Raw genomic sequence first — 15135 nt, 5'->3', positions numbered from 1 at the left:
GGTGAAGGCATGAGCGAGCACCCCCACGACGGCGACCTCGTCGAGGTTCGCAAGGCGGTCTACCGACCGCTGCGGCGCGGCAACGCCCTCGAGGACACGGTCGCCCGCCTCGTGCAGACGATCCGGCTCGGCGTGGTCGCTCCGGGGGAGTCGCTGCCACCCGAGCGCGAGCTCGCCGCGTCGTTCGGGGTGAGCCGGGACACCGTGCGCGAGGCGATCCGCGAACTGGCCGACACCGGCTACCTGCTGCCGCGGCGCGGGCGGTACGGGGGAACGTTCGTCGCCGACCCGCTGCCGCACCCGACCACGTCGGGGACGGTGACGCCCGAGGAGATCGACGACGTCCTCGGACTGCGCCGCGTGCTGGAGACCGGGGCGGTGCGCGCCGCGGCGAGTCGATCGCTGGACGCCTCGACCCGTGCCGACCTGTGGGCGCGACATGAAGCAGCGCTGCCGGCTGGGCCGGAAGAGTACCGGCGCCTGGACACGTTGCTCCACCTGGCGATCGCCGAGGCCGCTGGCATCCCGTCGCTCGTCGCTCTCGTCGCCGAGAACAGAGCCGATGTCAACGTGTGGCTCGACACGTTCCCGCTGATGCCGCGCAACATCCAGCACTCGGGCGAGCAGCACGAGAGCATCGTCACCGCGATCCTCGCCGGGCGTCCGGATGCGGCAGAGGCGGCGATGCGCGACCACCTCGCCGGCTCCGAGGCGCTGCTGCGCGGCTTCCTCGTCTGATCAGCGCTAATCGGTCGCTTTTTTGAGGGTTCGCAACGGATACAGTTGCGAACAGATCAAGAGACTTCCGATTTCGCTATACCTGGCGCCTTTCCTATGACAGACTCGCGACAAGCGAATCTCAATGGGGAGGCTCCATGCCCGACACCATCCGAACGTCGACGGCGACACTCGACGCACCCGCCACCACCGGTGCGGTCCGCATCGACGGCGTCACCAAGCGCTACGGTGCTGCCACCGCGGTCGACGACCTGAGTCTGGATGTGCAGCCGGGGGAGTTCCTCTCTCTCCTCGGACCCTCCGGCTGCGGCAAGACGACGACCCTGCGCATGATCGCGGGCTTCGAGTTCCCTGACGCCGGCGACATCCTCATCTCCGGTCGCAGCGTCCTGAACCTCCCGCCCTATCGGCGAGAGGTCAACACCGTCTTCCAGGCGTATGCCCTCTTCCCGCATCTGACGGTCGCCGAGAACGTCGCGTACGGGCTGCAGCAGCGGCGGGTGCCGAAGGCCGAGCAGCGCGAGCGCGTGAGCGAAGCGCTCGACATGGTGCAGCTGCGGGCGTTCGCCGACCGCAAGCCGACGCAGCTCTCCGGTGGACAGCAACAGCGCATCGCCCTGTCGCGGGCGCTCATCAACAGGCCGAGCGTCCTCCTGCTGGACGAGCCGCTGGCAGCACTGGACCGGCAGCTGCGTGAAGAGATGCAGCTCGAGCTGAAGCTGCTGCAGGCACGGCTCGGCACGACCTTCGTGTTCGTCACGCACGATCAGGCCGAGGCGCTGTCGATGAGCGATCGGATCGCCGTGATGCGTGCGGGGCGGATCGAGCAGCTCGACGCACCGGCCGCCATCTACGCGGAGCCCGCCTCGGCGTACGTCGCCTCCTTCATCGGGCAGCAGAACTTCGTGCACGGCACCGTCCGCGCAGACGGGAACGCGGTCGACACCGCCATCGGGGCGATCTCCGGTCGGTGGGGTGGCGAGCGCGTCGCCGCAGGACAACCGGCCGTCGCCGCGATCCGGCCGGAGCACATCCGTCTGGAGCAGGGGGAGGGCGCAGGAGTCCCCGGACGCGTGCTGGGGGTCTCCCACCTCGGCGAGACCCTTCAAGTCGCGGTGCGCATCGGTGAGGACGCCACATTCCTCTCGCGCATGCCCGCCCCGACCGCCCCGTCGGTGGGGGTCGACGACGTCGTCCGCTGCGTCTGGAGCGCGGCGGATGCACGGTTGTTCGCCGCCGAGGGCATCCCGACCACCGCGACGCACGTGATCACCCTGCCCAAGGACGGCGGCAGATGACGGGCGGGCCCCCGGTGCGCGTGCTGGCGCATCGGAGCGCTGCGCGGGTGATCCGCACCGAGCTGACCCGGCGCGGCTTCCTCGCCACCGCGATCATGGCGGGAGGGGCGGTCGTGCTCAGCGCCTGCGCGCCGGGGCAGAACGCCGCGGCGGTGCACGCCAAGGGCGGCCCCCTCGAGGACAAGCTCTCCATCTACAGCTGGGGCGACTACGACGCCCCGGAGGTGCTCGAGCAGTTCACCGCGGAGAACGGCCCGCGCATCGTGCTCGACGCCTTCAACTCGAACGAGGAGCTGATCGCCAAGCTCGTCGCGGCGCGCGGCACCTCGGGATACGACATCGTCGTACCGACCGGGGTCTTCGTCGGACCGATGGCCGAGAACGGACTCCTGCAGAAGTTCAACCTCGACCTGCTGCCGAACATGAAGCATGTCGCGCCCGAGTTCCGCGGGCGCTCATGGGACCCCGGCAACGAGTACTCGGTGTGCAAGGCCTGGGGGACCACGGGCTTCGTCTACGACAAGAGGGTGATCTCGCGCGAGCTCACGACCTGGAACGACTTCATCGACGCCGCACAGAACGAGGCCTCCGGTTCGACCTCGGTGCTCGATGACCCGGCGCCGCTGCTGGGCATCTACTTCTGGGCCAACGGCATCGACTGGACGACCACGGATCCCGACGACCTCGACGCGGTCGAGAAGTTCCTGGTGAAGGATCTCGCGCCGCACGTCTCGGCGTTCGACTCGTATCCCGGCGGTTCCTCGATTCCCCAGGCCTCGCACGCGCTGCTGCAGTCCTACAACGGCGACGCGCGGCTCGGGATCTTCGAGTCCGACGACCCCGACCGCTGGCAGTGGGTGCTGGGGAGCCCGGCGACCGAGCTGTGGATGGACAACTGGGCGATAGCCGCCGGTGCTCCGCACCCCGAGGCCGCGCACGCGTTCATCGACTTCGTGCTGCAGCCCGATGTGCAGCTCGCGCAGGTGGACTACATCGGCTATGACACCGGGATCAGCGGCATCCGCGAAGAGGCGGAGGCCGCGGGTCTCGAACGACTCGACATGGTGTTCTTCGACGAGAAGCAGGTGGAGACCATGCACGAGGGCAAGCTCACCGATGCGCAGGACCGCGTCGTCTCGATCTGGAACTCGATGAAGGCGGCAGCCGGTGCCTAAGCTCAAGTTCGGTCTCGCCATCCCCGCGTGGGCCTGGCTGCTCATCTTCTTCGTCGCCCCGATCTTCATGGTCGTGGTGTTCAGCTTCGGCTACAAGCCGAGCATCTTCGCCACGCACGCACTCGACCACCTCTCCTTCGACCGCTACCTCGAGGCGCTCTCTCCGACGTTCTTCAGTACCTTCCTGAACACACTGTGGATCGGCATCCTCGGCACCGCGCTGTGCCTGGTGATCGGCGGCCCCGTCGCGTACTGGATCGCGGTGAAGGCCCCGCCGTCGAAGCGCGGGCTGCTCCTCGCGCTGGTGATGGTGCCGTTCTGGACGAACTTCCTCGTGCGCACCATCGGCTGGCAGGTGATCCTCGCCCCTGAGGGGTGGCTCTCCCAGCTGCTGCAGGGCATCGGGGTCATCCCCGGCCCGCTCGATTTGCTGTACTCGCGCGGGGCCGTGCTGCTCGGCGTCGTCTACAACTATCTGCCGCTGATGATCCTGCCCCTGTTCGTGGCGTTCGACCGGGTGTCCGGCCCGCTGCGAGAGGCGAGCAAGGATCTCGGTGCGAACAGCATCACCACCTTCCTCCGGGTGACCGTGCCGCTGGCCAGGCCCGGCATCATCGCCGGTGTGCTCCTCGTCTACATCCCCTTGATGGGCGACTACATCACCGCCACCGTGCTCGGAGGAGCGAAGGGCAACATGATCGGGCAGGTGGTGGCGAGTCAATTCCAGACCGCCCAGAACTGGGCGCTGGGCTCGGCGATGGCCGTGCTGCTGATCATCGTCATCATGATCTCGATCGCGGTCGCCGCCGGTCTGCTCTGGCTCGTGACGCTGCCGCTCCGACAACGCCACCGCCTCGTCCTGGGGGAGGGATCATGACCGATACGAAGACCACCGCGCCGACGCCGCGCGCGCGCCGCGGAGCCGGACGCTTCGTGCTCCCGATCTGGGCGGCACTGGTGTTCCTGTTCCTGTTCCTGCCGATCCTCGTGATCATCGTGTACTCGTTCAACGTCGGCCGTCTGCTGGTGTCGTGGGACCACTTCGGCTTCGACTCCTTCCTCGCGATCGTGAACAAGCCGGCGATCCGCGACGCCGTGCTCGTGTCGGTGCGCACCGGTCTGCTGGCGGCTCTGCTCGCCACGGCGCTCGGCACACTGGCAGGCATCGCGATGGCCCGAAACCCCGGTAAATGGGTGTGGTGGTTCCTCGGACTCCTGCTGCTCGTGTCGGTCACCCCCGAGATCGTGGATGCCGTCGCGCTGCTGCCGTGGCTCGTGTTCCTCGGACAGGACGCGGGCATCGGCATCTTCAACGACGGCACCATGCGGCTCGTCGTCGGACAGTCGCTGTTCTCGATCGCCATCGTGTCGTACATCGTGCGGGCCCGCCTGGTGGGACTCGACGCCCGCCTGGAGGAGGCCTCGGCCGACCTCTACGCTCCGCCCGTGCGCACCTTCTTCAAGGTCACGCTCCCGCTCGCGATGCCCGCGGTGCTCGCCGGGTTCCTGCTGTCGTTCACGCTGAGCCTCGACAACACGGTCGTGTCGGCATTCGTGCAGGTCTCGGGAACCACGCCGTGGCCCGTGTACGTGCTCAGCGCGCTGCGCAGCGGACTGCGTCCCGAGATCGCCGCGGTGTCGACGATCATGCTGGTGCTCACGCTGCTCGCTCTCGCGCTGGTGGCGGTGGTGCTCAAGAGAGCGGGCGACTCGGCGACCGAGATCGCCCGCACGATGGCCGGGGGTTGACCGTGACGTATGCAGATCTGGTGTTTACCGGCGGTGTGCGGGGAGGACGGGTGTTCCTCGCGGATGCCGCGCGTTCCACCGCGCACGCCGTGGCGGTCACCGCCGGTCGCATCAGCGCGGTGGGGCACGATGTCTCGGCGCTGATCGGACCGGACACCGAGGTCGTAGACCTCGACGGAGGGCTGCTGGTCCCCGGTTTCCAGGACGCGCACGTGCATCCGGTCTGGGGCGGTCTCGACATGCTGCGCTGCGACCTGTCGGCGCTGGCGACGCGGGAGGAGTACCTGGCGCGGATCGCGGAGTACGCGGCGGAGCATCCGGACGACGAGTGGATCCTCGGTGGCGGCTGGCAGATGTCGGCGTTCCCCGGCGGCACACCGACCGCGGCCGACCTGGACTCCGTGCTGCCCGATCGCCCTGCGTTCCTGCCCAACCGCGACGGACACGGGGCCTGGGTCAACTCCCGGGCACTGGCGCTCGCCGGCATCACCCGCGACACCGCAGACCCTGCGGACGGTCGGATCGAACGCGACGCCGGCGGCGCCCCGAGCGGCACGCTGCATGAGGGCGCGATGGGTCTGGTCAACCGGCTCCTCCCGGTCGAGGTGCCGGAGCGACTCGTGGAGGCGCTCCTGCAGGGGCAGCGGCACCTGCACTCGTACGGTGTCACCGCCTGGCAGGATGCGATCGTCGGCACAGAGTACGGCGACGCGGGCGACCCGCTCCCTGCGTATCTGACGGCCGCGGCCTCCGGTGCCCTCACCGGTCGCGTCGTCGGTTCCCTGTGGTGGGACCGTTCGCGCGGGTTGGAGCAGATCGACGACATCGTCGCCCGCCGCGACGCCGGCACTGTCGGCCGCTTCCGGGCCCGCAGCGTGAAGATCATGCAGGACGGCGTCGCCGAGAACTTCACTGCGGCCATGCTCGAGCCCTACTGCGACGGCCATGGGCATCCGCGCGAGGACTCCGGGATCTCGTTCGTCGAACCGGAGCTGCTCAAAGAGGCCGCGACCCGGCTCGATGCCCTGGGCTTCACGCTGCACTTCCACGCGATCGGCGACCGCGCCGTGCGGGAGTGCCTGGATGCGGTCGAGGCCGCCCTCGTGCGCAATGGGCCACGCGGCAACAGGCATCACATCTCCCACATCCAGGTCGTGCACCCGGACGACATCTCGCGGTTCCGGGCGCTCGACGTCACCGCCAACATGCAGATGCTGTGGGCGACGCTCGAGCCGCAGATGGTCGACCTCACCATCCCGTTCCTCGGCGAGCAGCGCAGCACCTGGCAGTATCCGTTCGGCGACCTGCTGCGCTCCGGCGCCGCGCTCGCCGCGGGCAGCGACTGGTCGGTGAGCACGCCCAACCCGCTCGCCGCGATCCACGTGGCCGTCAATCGCCGCTCGGCGCCGACGGAGTGGGAGGGCGACTACGAGGCGTTCCTGCCCGAGCAGGCGATCGACCTGGCCACCGCGCTCGTCGCGTACACCGCAGGCTCCGCGCGCGTGAACCATCTCGACGACACCGGCACGATAGCGGTGGGCATGCGGGCGGACCTCGCCCTGCTCGACCGGGATCCGTTCGAGCATCCGGCGCAGGAGATCGGTCTGACCGAGGTGCGCGGCACCTGGGTCGAGGGGGAGCGGGTGTTCGACTCCGCGGGATGAGCCGTAGGAGGAGCCCCGCACACACACGAAGCCCCGGCGACCTCGCGTCGCCGGGGCTTCGTCTGTGACTGTGCTCGTGTCAGCGGGCGGCGGCCTCGTCGGCCACGGAGAGCGCGTCGTCGAGCGCGGCGAGTCCGCGCACCAGGTCGTCCTCGCTGATCACCAGCGGCGGCGCCACGTGCATGCGGTTGAAGTGTGTGAACGGCCAGACCCCGCCCTTCTTGGCGGCAGCGGCGAAGGCCCCCATCGGTGCGGCGTCGGCGCCCGCGGCGTTGAACGGTACGAGGGGCTCGCGCGTCTCCTGGTCGCGGATCAGTTCGACCGCCCAGAACAGTCCGAGGCCGCGCACGTCGCCGACGCTCGGGTGCTTCGCGGCCCAGGCGCGCACCGTCGGCTCGACGACGCGCGTGCCGAGGTCGCGCACGCGCTCCAGGATGCCGTCACGGCGGAACACCTCGAACGTCGCCACACCCGCCGCACACGCCAGCGGGTGACCGGAATAGGTCAGTCCGCCGGCGAACGGCATCGTGTCGAACGCGCTCGCGATGCGGTCGGAGATCACCACGCCGCCGAGGGGCACGTATCCGGAGTTCACACCCTTGGCGAAGGTGATCAGGTCGGGGCTCGCGTCGAACGCATCGATGCCGAACCACTCGCCCAGGCGACCGAAGCCGACCATGACCTCGTCGGCGATGTAGACGATGCCGTAGCGGTCGCACAGCGCGCGCACGCCCTGCAGGTAGCCGGGCGGCGGCACGAGCACGCCGTTCGTGCCGACCACGGTCTCGATGATGATCGCCGCGATCGTCTGCGGTCCCTCGAGCTGGATCGTCTGCTCCAGATGGGCGAGCGCTCGCTCCGACTCCTGCTCCGGGGTCTCGGCGTGGAACGGCGAGCGGTACAGGTAGGGCCCGAAGAAGCGCACGGCGCCGGAATCGACGGTGTCGTTGGCCCAGCGACGCGGGTCGCCGGTGAGCGAGATCGCGGTCGAGGTGGAGCCGTGGTAGCTGCGGTACATCGAGAGCACCTTGCGGCGGCCGGTGAACTGGCGGGCCATGCGCACCGCGTACTCGTTGGCTTCGGCGCCGCCGTTGGTGAAGAAGACCTTCTCGAGTCCTTCCGGGGCGACCTCGGCGATCAGGCGCGCGAGCTCGCCGCGCACGTCGTTCGCGATAGAGGGCTGGATCGTCGCGAGACGCCCCGCCTGGTGCTGGATCGCGGCGACCAGGTCGGGATGCTGGTGCCCGAGGTTGAGGTTCACCAGTTGGCTGGAGAAGTCGAGGTAGGCGTTGCCCTGGTAGTCCCAGAACGTCGAGCCCTCGCCCGTCGCGACCGGCATCGGGTCGATCAGGCCCTGCGCGCTCCAGGAGTGGAACACATGGCCGCGGTCGTCGGCACGCACCTGAGCCTCGGCCTCGGGAGCCGGGAGCGGGTGCGAGACGCCGTGGCGGTCGGTGAAGTTCGTCATCGTGGTCGCCCCTGTCAGTGGTTGCTCGGGAAGCCGAGGTCGATCTGCGACGGGGTGTGGTCGGGCCAGCGGGTCGTGACGACCTTGGAGCGCGTGTAGAAGTGCACCGACTCGGGGCCGTAGATGTGCGAGTCGCCGAACAGCGACTCCTTCCAGCCGCCGAACGAGTAGGCGCCGATCGGCACCGGGATCGGTACGTTGACCCCGACCATGCCGACCTCGATGTCGAACTCGTACTGGCGGGCGGTGCCGCCGTCCCGCGTGAAGATCGCGGTGCCGTTGCCGTAGGCGTTCGCGTTCACGAGGGCCACCGCCTCAGCGTAGGTCTCGACGCGCACGACCGACAGCACCGGGCCGAAGATCTCGTCGTCGTAGACCTTCATGCCGGGGGCGACCTGGTCGATCAGGCTGACGCCGAGGAAGAAGCCCTCGGAGTCGAACTGCTTCTGCGTGCCGTCGACGACGACCGTCGCGCCCTCGGCTTCGGCGCCGGTGACGTAGGAGGCGACCTTGTCGCGGTGCTCGCGGGTGATGAGTGGACCCATCTCGCTTTCGGCATCCGTGCCGGCGCCGATCTTCAGCCCGTCGATGCGCGAGGCGATGGCGGAGACCAGGTCGTCGGCGATGTCACCGACCGCGACCAGCACCGAGACGGCCATGCAGCGCTCGCCGGCGGAGCCGTAGGCGGCGGAGACCGCGGCGTCTGCGGCCGCGTCGATGTCGGCGTCGGGCATGACGACCATGTGGTTCTTGGCGCCGCCGAGGGCCTGCACGCGCTTGCCAGCGGACGAGGCGCGCTGGTAGATCGAGCGGGCGATCGGGGTGGAGCCGACGAAGCTGACGGCGTCGACCCTGGGGGAGTCGAGGATCGCGTCCACGGCCTCCTTGTCGCCGTGGACGACGTTGAGCACGCCGTCGGGGAGACCGGCCTCGGTGAAGAGCTTCGCGAGCCACACCGCGGCGGACGGGTCCTTCTCGCTCGGCTTGAGCACGACCGTGTTGCCGCAGGCGATGGCCGAGGCCACCATCCACAGCGGCACCATCACGGGGAAGTTGAACGGGGTGATCGCGGCGACGACGCCGACCGGCTGCTTGACCGAGTGCACGTCGACACCGCGCGAGACCTGCTCGCTGCGCTCGCCCTTGAGAAGGTGCACGAGTCCGGCCGCGAACTCGACGTTCTCGATGCCGCGCGACACCTCGCCGGCGGCATCCGAGAGCACCTTGCCGTGCTCGGAGGTGACGATCGCGGCCAGCTCGGGCGTGCGCTCCTTCAACAGCTGGCGCAGGCGGAAGAACACGTCGGCGCGCTTGATCAGGCTCGTCTCGCGCCAGCCCGGCAGGGCGGCCGCAGCCGCGGCGATCGCGGTCTCCACCTCGGCCGCCGATGCGAAGGCGACCTGCTTTGTCACCTGACCCGTTGCAGGATCGAAGATCTGACCGGTGCGGGCCGCTTCGGCGGTCTCCGTGCCGTTGATGACGTGACGGACGATGTCCACGATGTTCCTCCGAGGGCTGAAGAATGCGGGTCTCGAACACTCTGACCGGTGTTCGATAGGCTTGTGCTCCTCAATGATCACAGAGGGACGGAGATGATCGTGATGTCAGAACGTCAGGACTTCCGCTCTATCCGGACAGATCGTCCGACGAGAGATGACGCGCTCCTCACCGTCGCTGACGTCCTCGCCGAGCCGGTGCTGCAGGCCGGGGCTCCCGAGGTGATCGTCGGCGGCCGTTCTCTCGACGCCGCCGTGCGCTGGGTGCATGTGTCCGACAGCGCCGGTGTCGCCCGTCTGCTGGACGGCGGGGAGCTGCTGCTCAGCACCGGGGCCGGCTGGCCGGCCGCTGCGGCGGAGCTGCGTGCATTCGCCCTCGGGCTGCACCAGGCCGGGGTCGCGGGCATCGTGGTCGAGCTCGGGTCCGGCCAGGCGCGCATCCCGGATGCCGTCGTCGAGGTGTGCGCGGAGCACGGGCTCGCGCTGATCGCACTGACCAGCGAGGTCAAGTTCGTCGCCGTCACCGAGACCGTGCACCGCGCCCTGATCGCCGCGCAGACCATGGCGCTGCGCGAACGCCAACACCTGCACGAACTCTTCACGGCGCTGAGCCTGCGGGGAGCCCCGGCCGACGTCGTCGTCGCCGAGACGGCGCGGGCGCTCGGTGCACCCGTCGTGCTGGAGAACCTGGCGCGCGAGGTGATCGCACACGAGACCCTGCGGATGCCGGTCGCGGAGGCGCTGGGAAAGCTGCGCTCCGCCGACCGCGTGCCCGTGCAGGCGCGCGGCGTGCGGTGGGGGACCCTGCTCGCGCTCCCCGGACCCGCGCATCCGGCCGGCCGGCTCACCGTGCTCGAGCAGGGGGCCACGGCCCTCGCCTTCGGATGCCTCGCCGACGGCGGTGATTCCGAGTGGTCGCTGCTCGCGCAGCGCGGCCTCATCGACGACCTGCTCGGCGCGCGCTTCGCGAGTCCGGATGACATCGAGGCTCGCCTCGCGACCAGCGGCTTCATGCTTGCCGGGCGGCCGTGCCATGGCATCGTGGCACGTGGCACGGAACCTGCGGTGCACCTCGCCTACCGTGCGGCGCAGGCCGGGGTCGCGGTGGTCGCGGCGCGGGTGGGTGACGACGATGTCGCACTGCTGTCGCTGCCGGCATCCGTTCCGCTGTCGGATGCGCTCGTCGCGAGCCTCGTCGGTCCTGACCGCACGGTCTTCGTCGGACCCCCTGCGGACGACGTGCTGGGTCTGCTCGCCTCGCTGCGGGCCGCGCGCGATCTGGCGGCCAGCGATCGTTCGGATGGCGGTCCGCGTGTGCGGCGTGTGGACGACCGTCCGCTCGAGCGTTTCGTCGCCTCGTTGCGCGACGATCATCGCCTACTCGCACACAGCGAGCGGATGCTGGCGCCGCTGGTGACGCACGACCGCGAGCGCCGTGGCGACCTGCTCGAGGTGCTGGCGGCGCTGGTGGCACACCCCGGCAACCGCTCGGCAGCCGCCGCCGCGAGCCACCTCTCACGCTCCGTCTTCTATCAGCGCCTCACGTTGATCGGCGACCTGCTCGATGTCGACCTCGACGACGGGGAGACCCTCGCCGCGCTCCACCTCGCGCTGCTGGCGAAGCGGAGCGCGGCGCCGGTGGTGTGACCTTCGTGCCGTGTCCGCGAGGGTCAGAGCACCGACTGCGCGCGCGTGAGCACATCCCGCAGGATCTGCTCGATCTCGCGGAACTCCGAAGGCCCGACGGTGAGCGGCGGCGCGAGCTGGATCACGGGGTCGCCGCGGTCATCCGCACGGCAGTACAGACCGGCTTCGAACAGTGCGGGGGAGAGGAAGCCGCGTAGCAGCCGCTCCGACTCGGCGTCGTCGAAGGTCTCCTTGGTCGCCTTGTCCTTCACGAGCTCGATACCGAAGAAGTATCCGTCGCCGCGCACGTCGCCGACCAGCGGCAGATCGAGGAGCTTCTCGAGCTCGGAGCGGAACAGCGGGGAGTTCTCACGCACGTGCGCGTTCAACCCCTCCTCGTCGAAGATCGCGAGGTTCTCCAGCGCGACCGCGGCCGAGACCGGGTGTCCACCGAAGGTGTAGCCGTGCGGGAAGGACATGTCGCCCTTGGAGAAGGGCTCGTAGATGCGGTCGCTGACGATCGTCGCCCCGATGGGGGAGTAGCCGCTCGTCATGCCCTTGGCGCACGTGATCATGTCGGGCACGTAACCCAGACCCGTGCACGCGAACGTGTGTCCGAGACGGCCGAAGGCGCAGATGACCTCGTCCGAGACGAGCAGCACGTCGTGGCGGTCGCAGATCTCGCGCACGCGGGCGAAGTAGCCGGGAGGGGGCGGGAAGCATCCGCCGGAGTTCTGCACGGGCTCGAGGAAGACCGCGGCCACGGTGTCGGCCCCTTCGAAGAGGATCATCTCCTCGATGCGGTCGGCCGCCCACCGGCCGAACGCCTCGAGGTCATCGGCGGGCCCGCCCATCTCGGCCGCGCGGTAGAAGTTGGTGTTCGGCACGCGGAAACCGCCGGGGGTGACCGGTTCGAACATCGACTTCATCGCCGGGATGCCGGTGATCGCCAGAGCGCCCTGCGGGGTGCCGTGGTACGCCACCGCGCGCGAGATGACCTTGTGCTTTGCGGGCTTTCCCTGCAGCTTCCAGTAGTGCTTGGCGAGCTTGAACGCGGTCTCGACCGCCTCGCCGCCACCGGTGGAGAAGAAGACCTTGTTCAGGTCGCCGGGGGCCTCGTCCGCGAGACGGTCGGCCAGCTCGATCGCCGCCGGGTGCGCATACGACCACAGCGGGAAGAACGCCAGCTCGGACGCCTGTGCCGCCGCGGCCTCGGCCAACCGGCGCCGACCGTGGCCGGCGTTCACGACGAAGAGTCCGGCGAGGCCGTCGAAGTACTCCTTGCCCTTGGCATCCCAGATCCGATGACCCTCGCCCTTGACGATGATGGGCACGCCAGATTCGGCCATCGTGGACTGCCGGGTGAAGTGCATCCAGAGATGATCCTTCGCCATCCTCTGCAGCTCGGATTCCGACGGGATGGTGCGTGCGATGCTCATCTGGTCCCCCAGTTGTAGAGCTGCTTCTGCAGCTTGGCGTATATGAAGGTTTCGGTGGAGAGGACGCCCTCGATCGGGCGGATGACGTCGTTGATCAGTGCGAGCAGGTCGTCATCGTCCTCGCAGACCACCTCGGCGAGGACATCGAAGGAGCCGACCGTGATGACGACGTAGTCCACGGCGTCGATCGCGGCGATGGCCTCGGCGACGCGACGGGCATCGCCGGAGACGCGGACGCCGATCATGGCCTGGCGATGGAAGCCCAGCTGCATCGGGTCGGTGACGGCGACGATCTGCATGACACCGGACTCGGTCAGCCGCTGCACCCTCTGGCGCACGGCCGCCTCGCTCATCCCTACGGTGCGGCCGATCTCGGAGTAGGAACGACGGCCGTCCTCTTGGAGCAGCTCGACGATCGTCTTCGAGACCGCATCGAGGGAAGGGTGCTTCTTCGCCGGACTCATGGTGCGATCCTCGCACTCAAGGATGCTCTCGGCAACCGATTTCGCAGAATATGGTCATTCGTCCAGCGGAATCGGCAGGAAAAATCAGCTTTCGAGAGGTCCCAACCACGCACTCGCCGCGGTGGAGTGCGCGGATTCGGGGTCGGAGGGGTGGAACGCCCCGGCCAGCACGTCGCGGTAGAGGCGGGAGAGCTCGTTGGCGGAGAAGTACGACCCGCCGCCGGCGACGAGCATCGCCTCGTCGACGACATGCTTGGCCATCGTGATCGCGCGGTGCTTGACGCCGGAGAGCTGCGGGAACCACCGCGCGCCGTGATCGACACGGTCGTCCACATCGCGTGCGAGCGCGGCGATCTGCGGCGGCAGTGCGTCGTAGGCGATCGCCATGTCGGCGATGCGCCAGCGGATGTCGGGATCCTGGCTGTAGGCGAGACCCGTCTTCTTCGAGTGCCGCTTCTGCGCCGTCGTGACGGCGAGTTCCAGTGCTCGGCGGGCGATGCCCGTGTAGACGGACGCGAGCAGGATCTCGAAGACCGAGAAGATGCCGAACACGATGGGATCGGGGCTGGGGCCCGGGTCGATGCGGCGCACCACGTGCGCGGCATCGGCGACGGCGCCGTTCAGCCGCGTGGTGCGGCTCTGCGTGCCGCGCATGCCGAGGGTGTCCCAGTCGTCGGAGGTGGTGACCGCATCCGTCCGCTCGATGAAAGCGAACACGAGCTGGGGCGCGTCGGGGCTCGTGGTGTCGAGCCCGTGCAGGCCCAGTCGCGTCCACACCGGGGCGAGGGAGGTGAAGATCTTGGTGCCGGTGAAGGCGTACCCGCCGTCGCCATCGGGCACGGCTGCGGTGTCGCTGCCGAACAGCACCAGGTCGTTGCCGCCCTCGCTGATGCCGAACGCGAAGACCTCGCCCGCGACCGCCCCGTCCTGCACGAACTCCAGTCCGGGCACGCCGCGGTCGGAGAAGACCTTGGCGACGCCCGTCCACACGAGGTGCATGTTGACGGCCAGGGCGGTCGCCGGTGCGGCACCCGCGAGACGCTGCTGCAGGATCGCGGCTTCGGCGAGTCCGAGTCCGGCGCCCCCGCGCGCGGTCGGCACCAGGATCGACAGGTATCCCGCGGCCCGCAGCTCGTCGAGGTCCTGCGCGGGGAAGGTGTTCTCGCGGTCATGGATCGGAGCGCGCTCGCGGATGCGCTCGAGAAGGTCGTCGGGGAGGAACTCCGCGGGATCGAACGTGCTCATGCCAGTGCCTCCAGAAGCTGACGGACGGATTCCTCCGGGCGATCGCGGTGCAGGGAGTGTCCTGCGCCCTCGACGATCGACAGGGAGATCAAGGGGTTCGCGGCGAGGACCTCGTCGGCGAGAGCACCCGTGAAGATGCTGTAGACGGCGGGGTCGGCGCCGATCACGTGCGTAGGCACGCGCAGCCGCGCGGCCTCGGCGCGCACGTCCCACGGCTGGTTCTGGACGCTGGTCTGCTCCACGGCCCAGGCGCTCGCGCGCAGGACGGCGTCGACCTTGAGCTCCTGATCCTGCGGATGCCAGTGCGGATGCTCCTGCTGCACGACCTCGAGCCGGGTGTCGGCGAATGCGCGCTCCTGGCTGCGGCGGACGATCGCCGCATCGCGTCCGTCCACGTGGATCGCCGGATCGATGAGCACGAGACGCCGCGTCCATTCCGCGGCGGATGCTGCGGCGACCGTGCTGGCGGCGCCGCCGAGCGAGTGGCCGATGACCGCGTCCCAGGCGCCGCCGCCTTCGGGGAGCGTGACGGCGAGGTCGGCACCGTATGCGGCGACCGAGTAGTCCAGGGAGCGCGGCGCTTCGCCGTGACCTCGCAGATCCACGGCTGTCGCCTGCCATCCCGCATCGGCGAGAGCGTCGCCGAGACGCCACATCAGAGCGCCGGACGACCCGAGGCCGTGAACCAGAAGCGCTCGCCGGGATGCCGACGGGGAGCCCCACGAGATACGGGGCAGAGTGAGCGGTGCGGGCATGGCACCAGCCTACGACCG

Annotated in this window: 13 protein-coding genes; 7 read left to right on the top strand and 6 right to left on the bottom strand. The window is 69.3% G+C overall.

What is annotated here, in order from left to right; genetic code table 11:
* Positions 1-9: 9 nt before the first annotated feature.
* The 6 genes from D514_RS24255 (at position 10) to D514_RS24230 (ending at position 6624) form a co-directional block, all read left to right on the top strand.
* Positions 10-738 (top strand): FadR/GntR family transcriptional regulator, encoded by a 729-nt coding sequence (locus D514_RS24255; protein ID WP_017828884.1) that lies wholly within the window; start codon positions 10-12, stop codon positions 736-738.
* Between the two features lie 137 nt (positions 739-875).
* Complete coding sequence (locus D514_RS24250) at positions 876-2036, top strand: ABC transporter ATP-binding protein (RefSeq protein WP_017828883.1); 1161 nt, start codon at positions 876-878, stop codon at positions 2034-2036.
* Complete coding sequence (locus D514_RS24245; protein WP_017828882.1) at positions 2033-3211, top strand: spermidine/putrescine ABC transporter substrate-binding protein; 1179 nt, start codon at positions 2033-2035, stop codon at positions 3209-3211. The genes D514_RS24250 and D514_RS24245 overlap by 4 nt, the downstream gene beginning before the upstream one ends.
* A complete protein-coding gene (locus D514_RS24240) occupies positions 3204-4088 on the top strand; it encodes an ABC transporter permease (RefSeq protein ID WP_017828881.1) in 885 nt (294 codons plus the stop codon). The genes D514_RS24245 and D514_RS24240 overlap by 8 nt, the downstream gene beginning before the upstream one ends.
* A complete protein-coding gene (locus D514_RS24235) occupies positions 4085-4960 on the top strand; it encodes an ABC transporter permease (protein WP_017828880.1) in 876 nt (291 codons plus the stop codon). Before D514_RS24240 ends, D514_RS24235 begins: the two co-directional genes overlap by 4 nt.
* A gap of 2 nt (positions 4961-4962) precedes the next feature.
* Positions 4963-6624 carry an amidohydrolase gene (locus D514_RS24230; protein ID WP_036322821.1) on the top strand — a complete coding sequence of 554 codons (1662 nt, stop codon included), beginning with the start codon at positions 4963-4965 and terminating at the stop codon, positions 6622-6624.
* 79 nt (positions 6625-6703) lie between these two features.
* Here D514_RS24230 and D514_RS24225 read toward each other — a convergent pair whose 3' ends face one another.
* Positions 6704-8092, bottom strand: coding sequence for an aspartate aminotransferase family protein (locus tag D514_RS24225; RefSeq protein WP_017828878.1), 1389 nt, complete (start codon positions 8090-8092; stop codon positions 6704-6706).
* Between the two features lie 14 nt (positions 8093-8106).
* Complete coding sequence (locus tag D514_RS24220) at positions 8107-9591, bottom strand: CoA-acylating methylmalonate-semialdehyde dehydrogenase (protein WP_017828877.1); 1485 nt, start codon at positions 9589-9591, stop codon at positions 8107-8109.
* Positions 9592-9693: 102 nt separating this feature from the next.
* Between D514_RS24220 and D514_RS24215 the strand changes: the two genes are divergently transcribed.
* Positions 9694-11235 carry a PucR family transcriptional regulator gene (locus D514_RS24215; RefSeq protein ID WP_081603890.1) on the top strand — a complete coding sequence of 514 codons (1542 nt, stop codon included), beginning with the start codon at positions 9694-9696 and terminating at the stop codon, positions 11233-11235.
* Between the two features lie 23 nt (positions 11236-11258).
* Here D514_RS24215 and D514_RS24210 read toward each other — a convergent pair whose 3' ends face one another.
* From D514_RS24210 to D514_RS24195, 4 genes are all read right to left on the bottom strand, one after another.
* A complete protein-coding gene (locus tag D514_RS24210) occupies positions 11259-12653 on the bottom strand; it encodes an aspartate aminotransferase family protein (RefSeq protein WP_017828875.1) in 1395 nt (464 codons plus the stop codon).
* Positions 12650-13117 (bottom strand): Lrp/AsnC family transcriptional regulator, encoded by a 468-nt coding sequence (locus D514_RS24205; protein ID WP_017828874.1) that lies wholly within the window; start codon positions 13115-13117, stop codon positions 12650-12652. Before D514_RS24205 ends, D514_RS24210 begins: the two co-directional genes overlap by 4 nt.
* Before the next feature lie 84 nt (positions 13118-13201).
* Positions 13202-14362: an acyl-CoA dehydrogenase family protein gene (locus D514_RS24200; protein WP_017828873.1), complete on the bottom strand. Its 1161-nt coding sequence runs from the start codon at positions 14360-14362 to the stop codon at positions 13202-13204.
* Positions 14359-15117: an alpha/beta fold hydrolase gene (locus D514_RS24195; RefSeq protein WP_017828872.1), complete on the bottom strand. Its 759-nt coding sequence runs from the start codon at positions 15115-15117 to the stop codon at positions 14359-14361. The genes D514_RS24200 and D514_RS24195 overlap by 4 nt, the downstream gene beginning before the upstream one ends.
* Positions 15118-15135: the final 18 nt, after the last annotated feature.

Source organism: Microbacterium sp. UCD-TDU (genome assembly GCF_000340625.1).
GTDB classification, from domain to species: domain Bacteria; phylum Actinomycetota; class Actinomycetes; order Actinomycetales; family Microbacteriaceae; genus Microbacterium; species Microbacterium maritypicum.
This window is presented reverse-complemented; position numbering and strand designations above follow the sequence as displayed.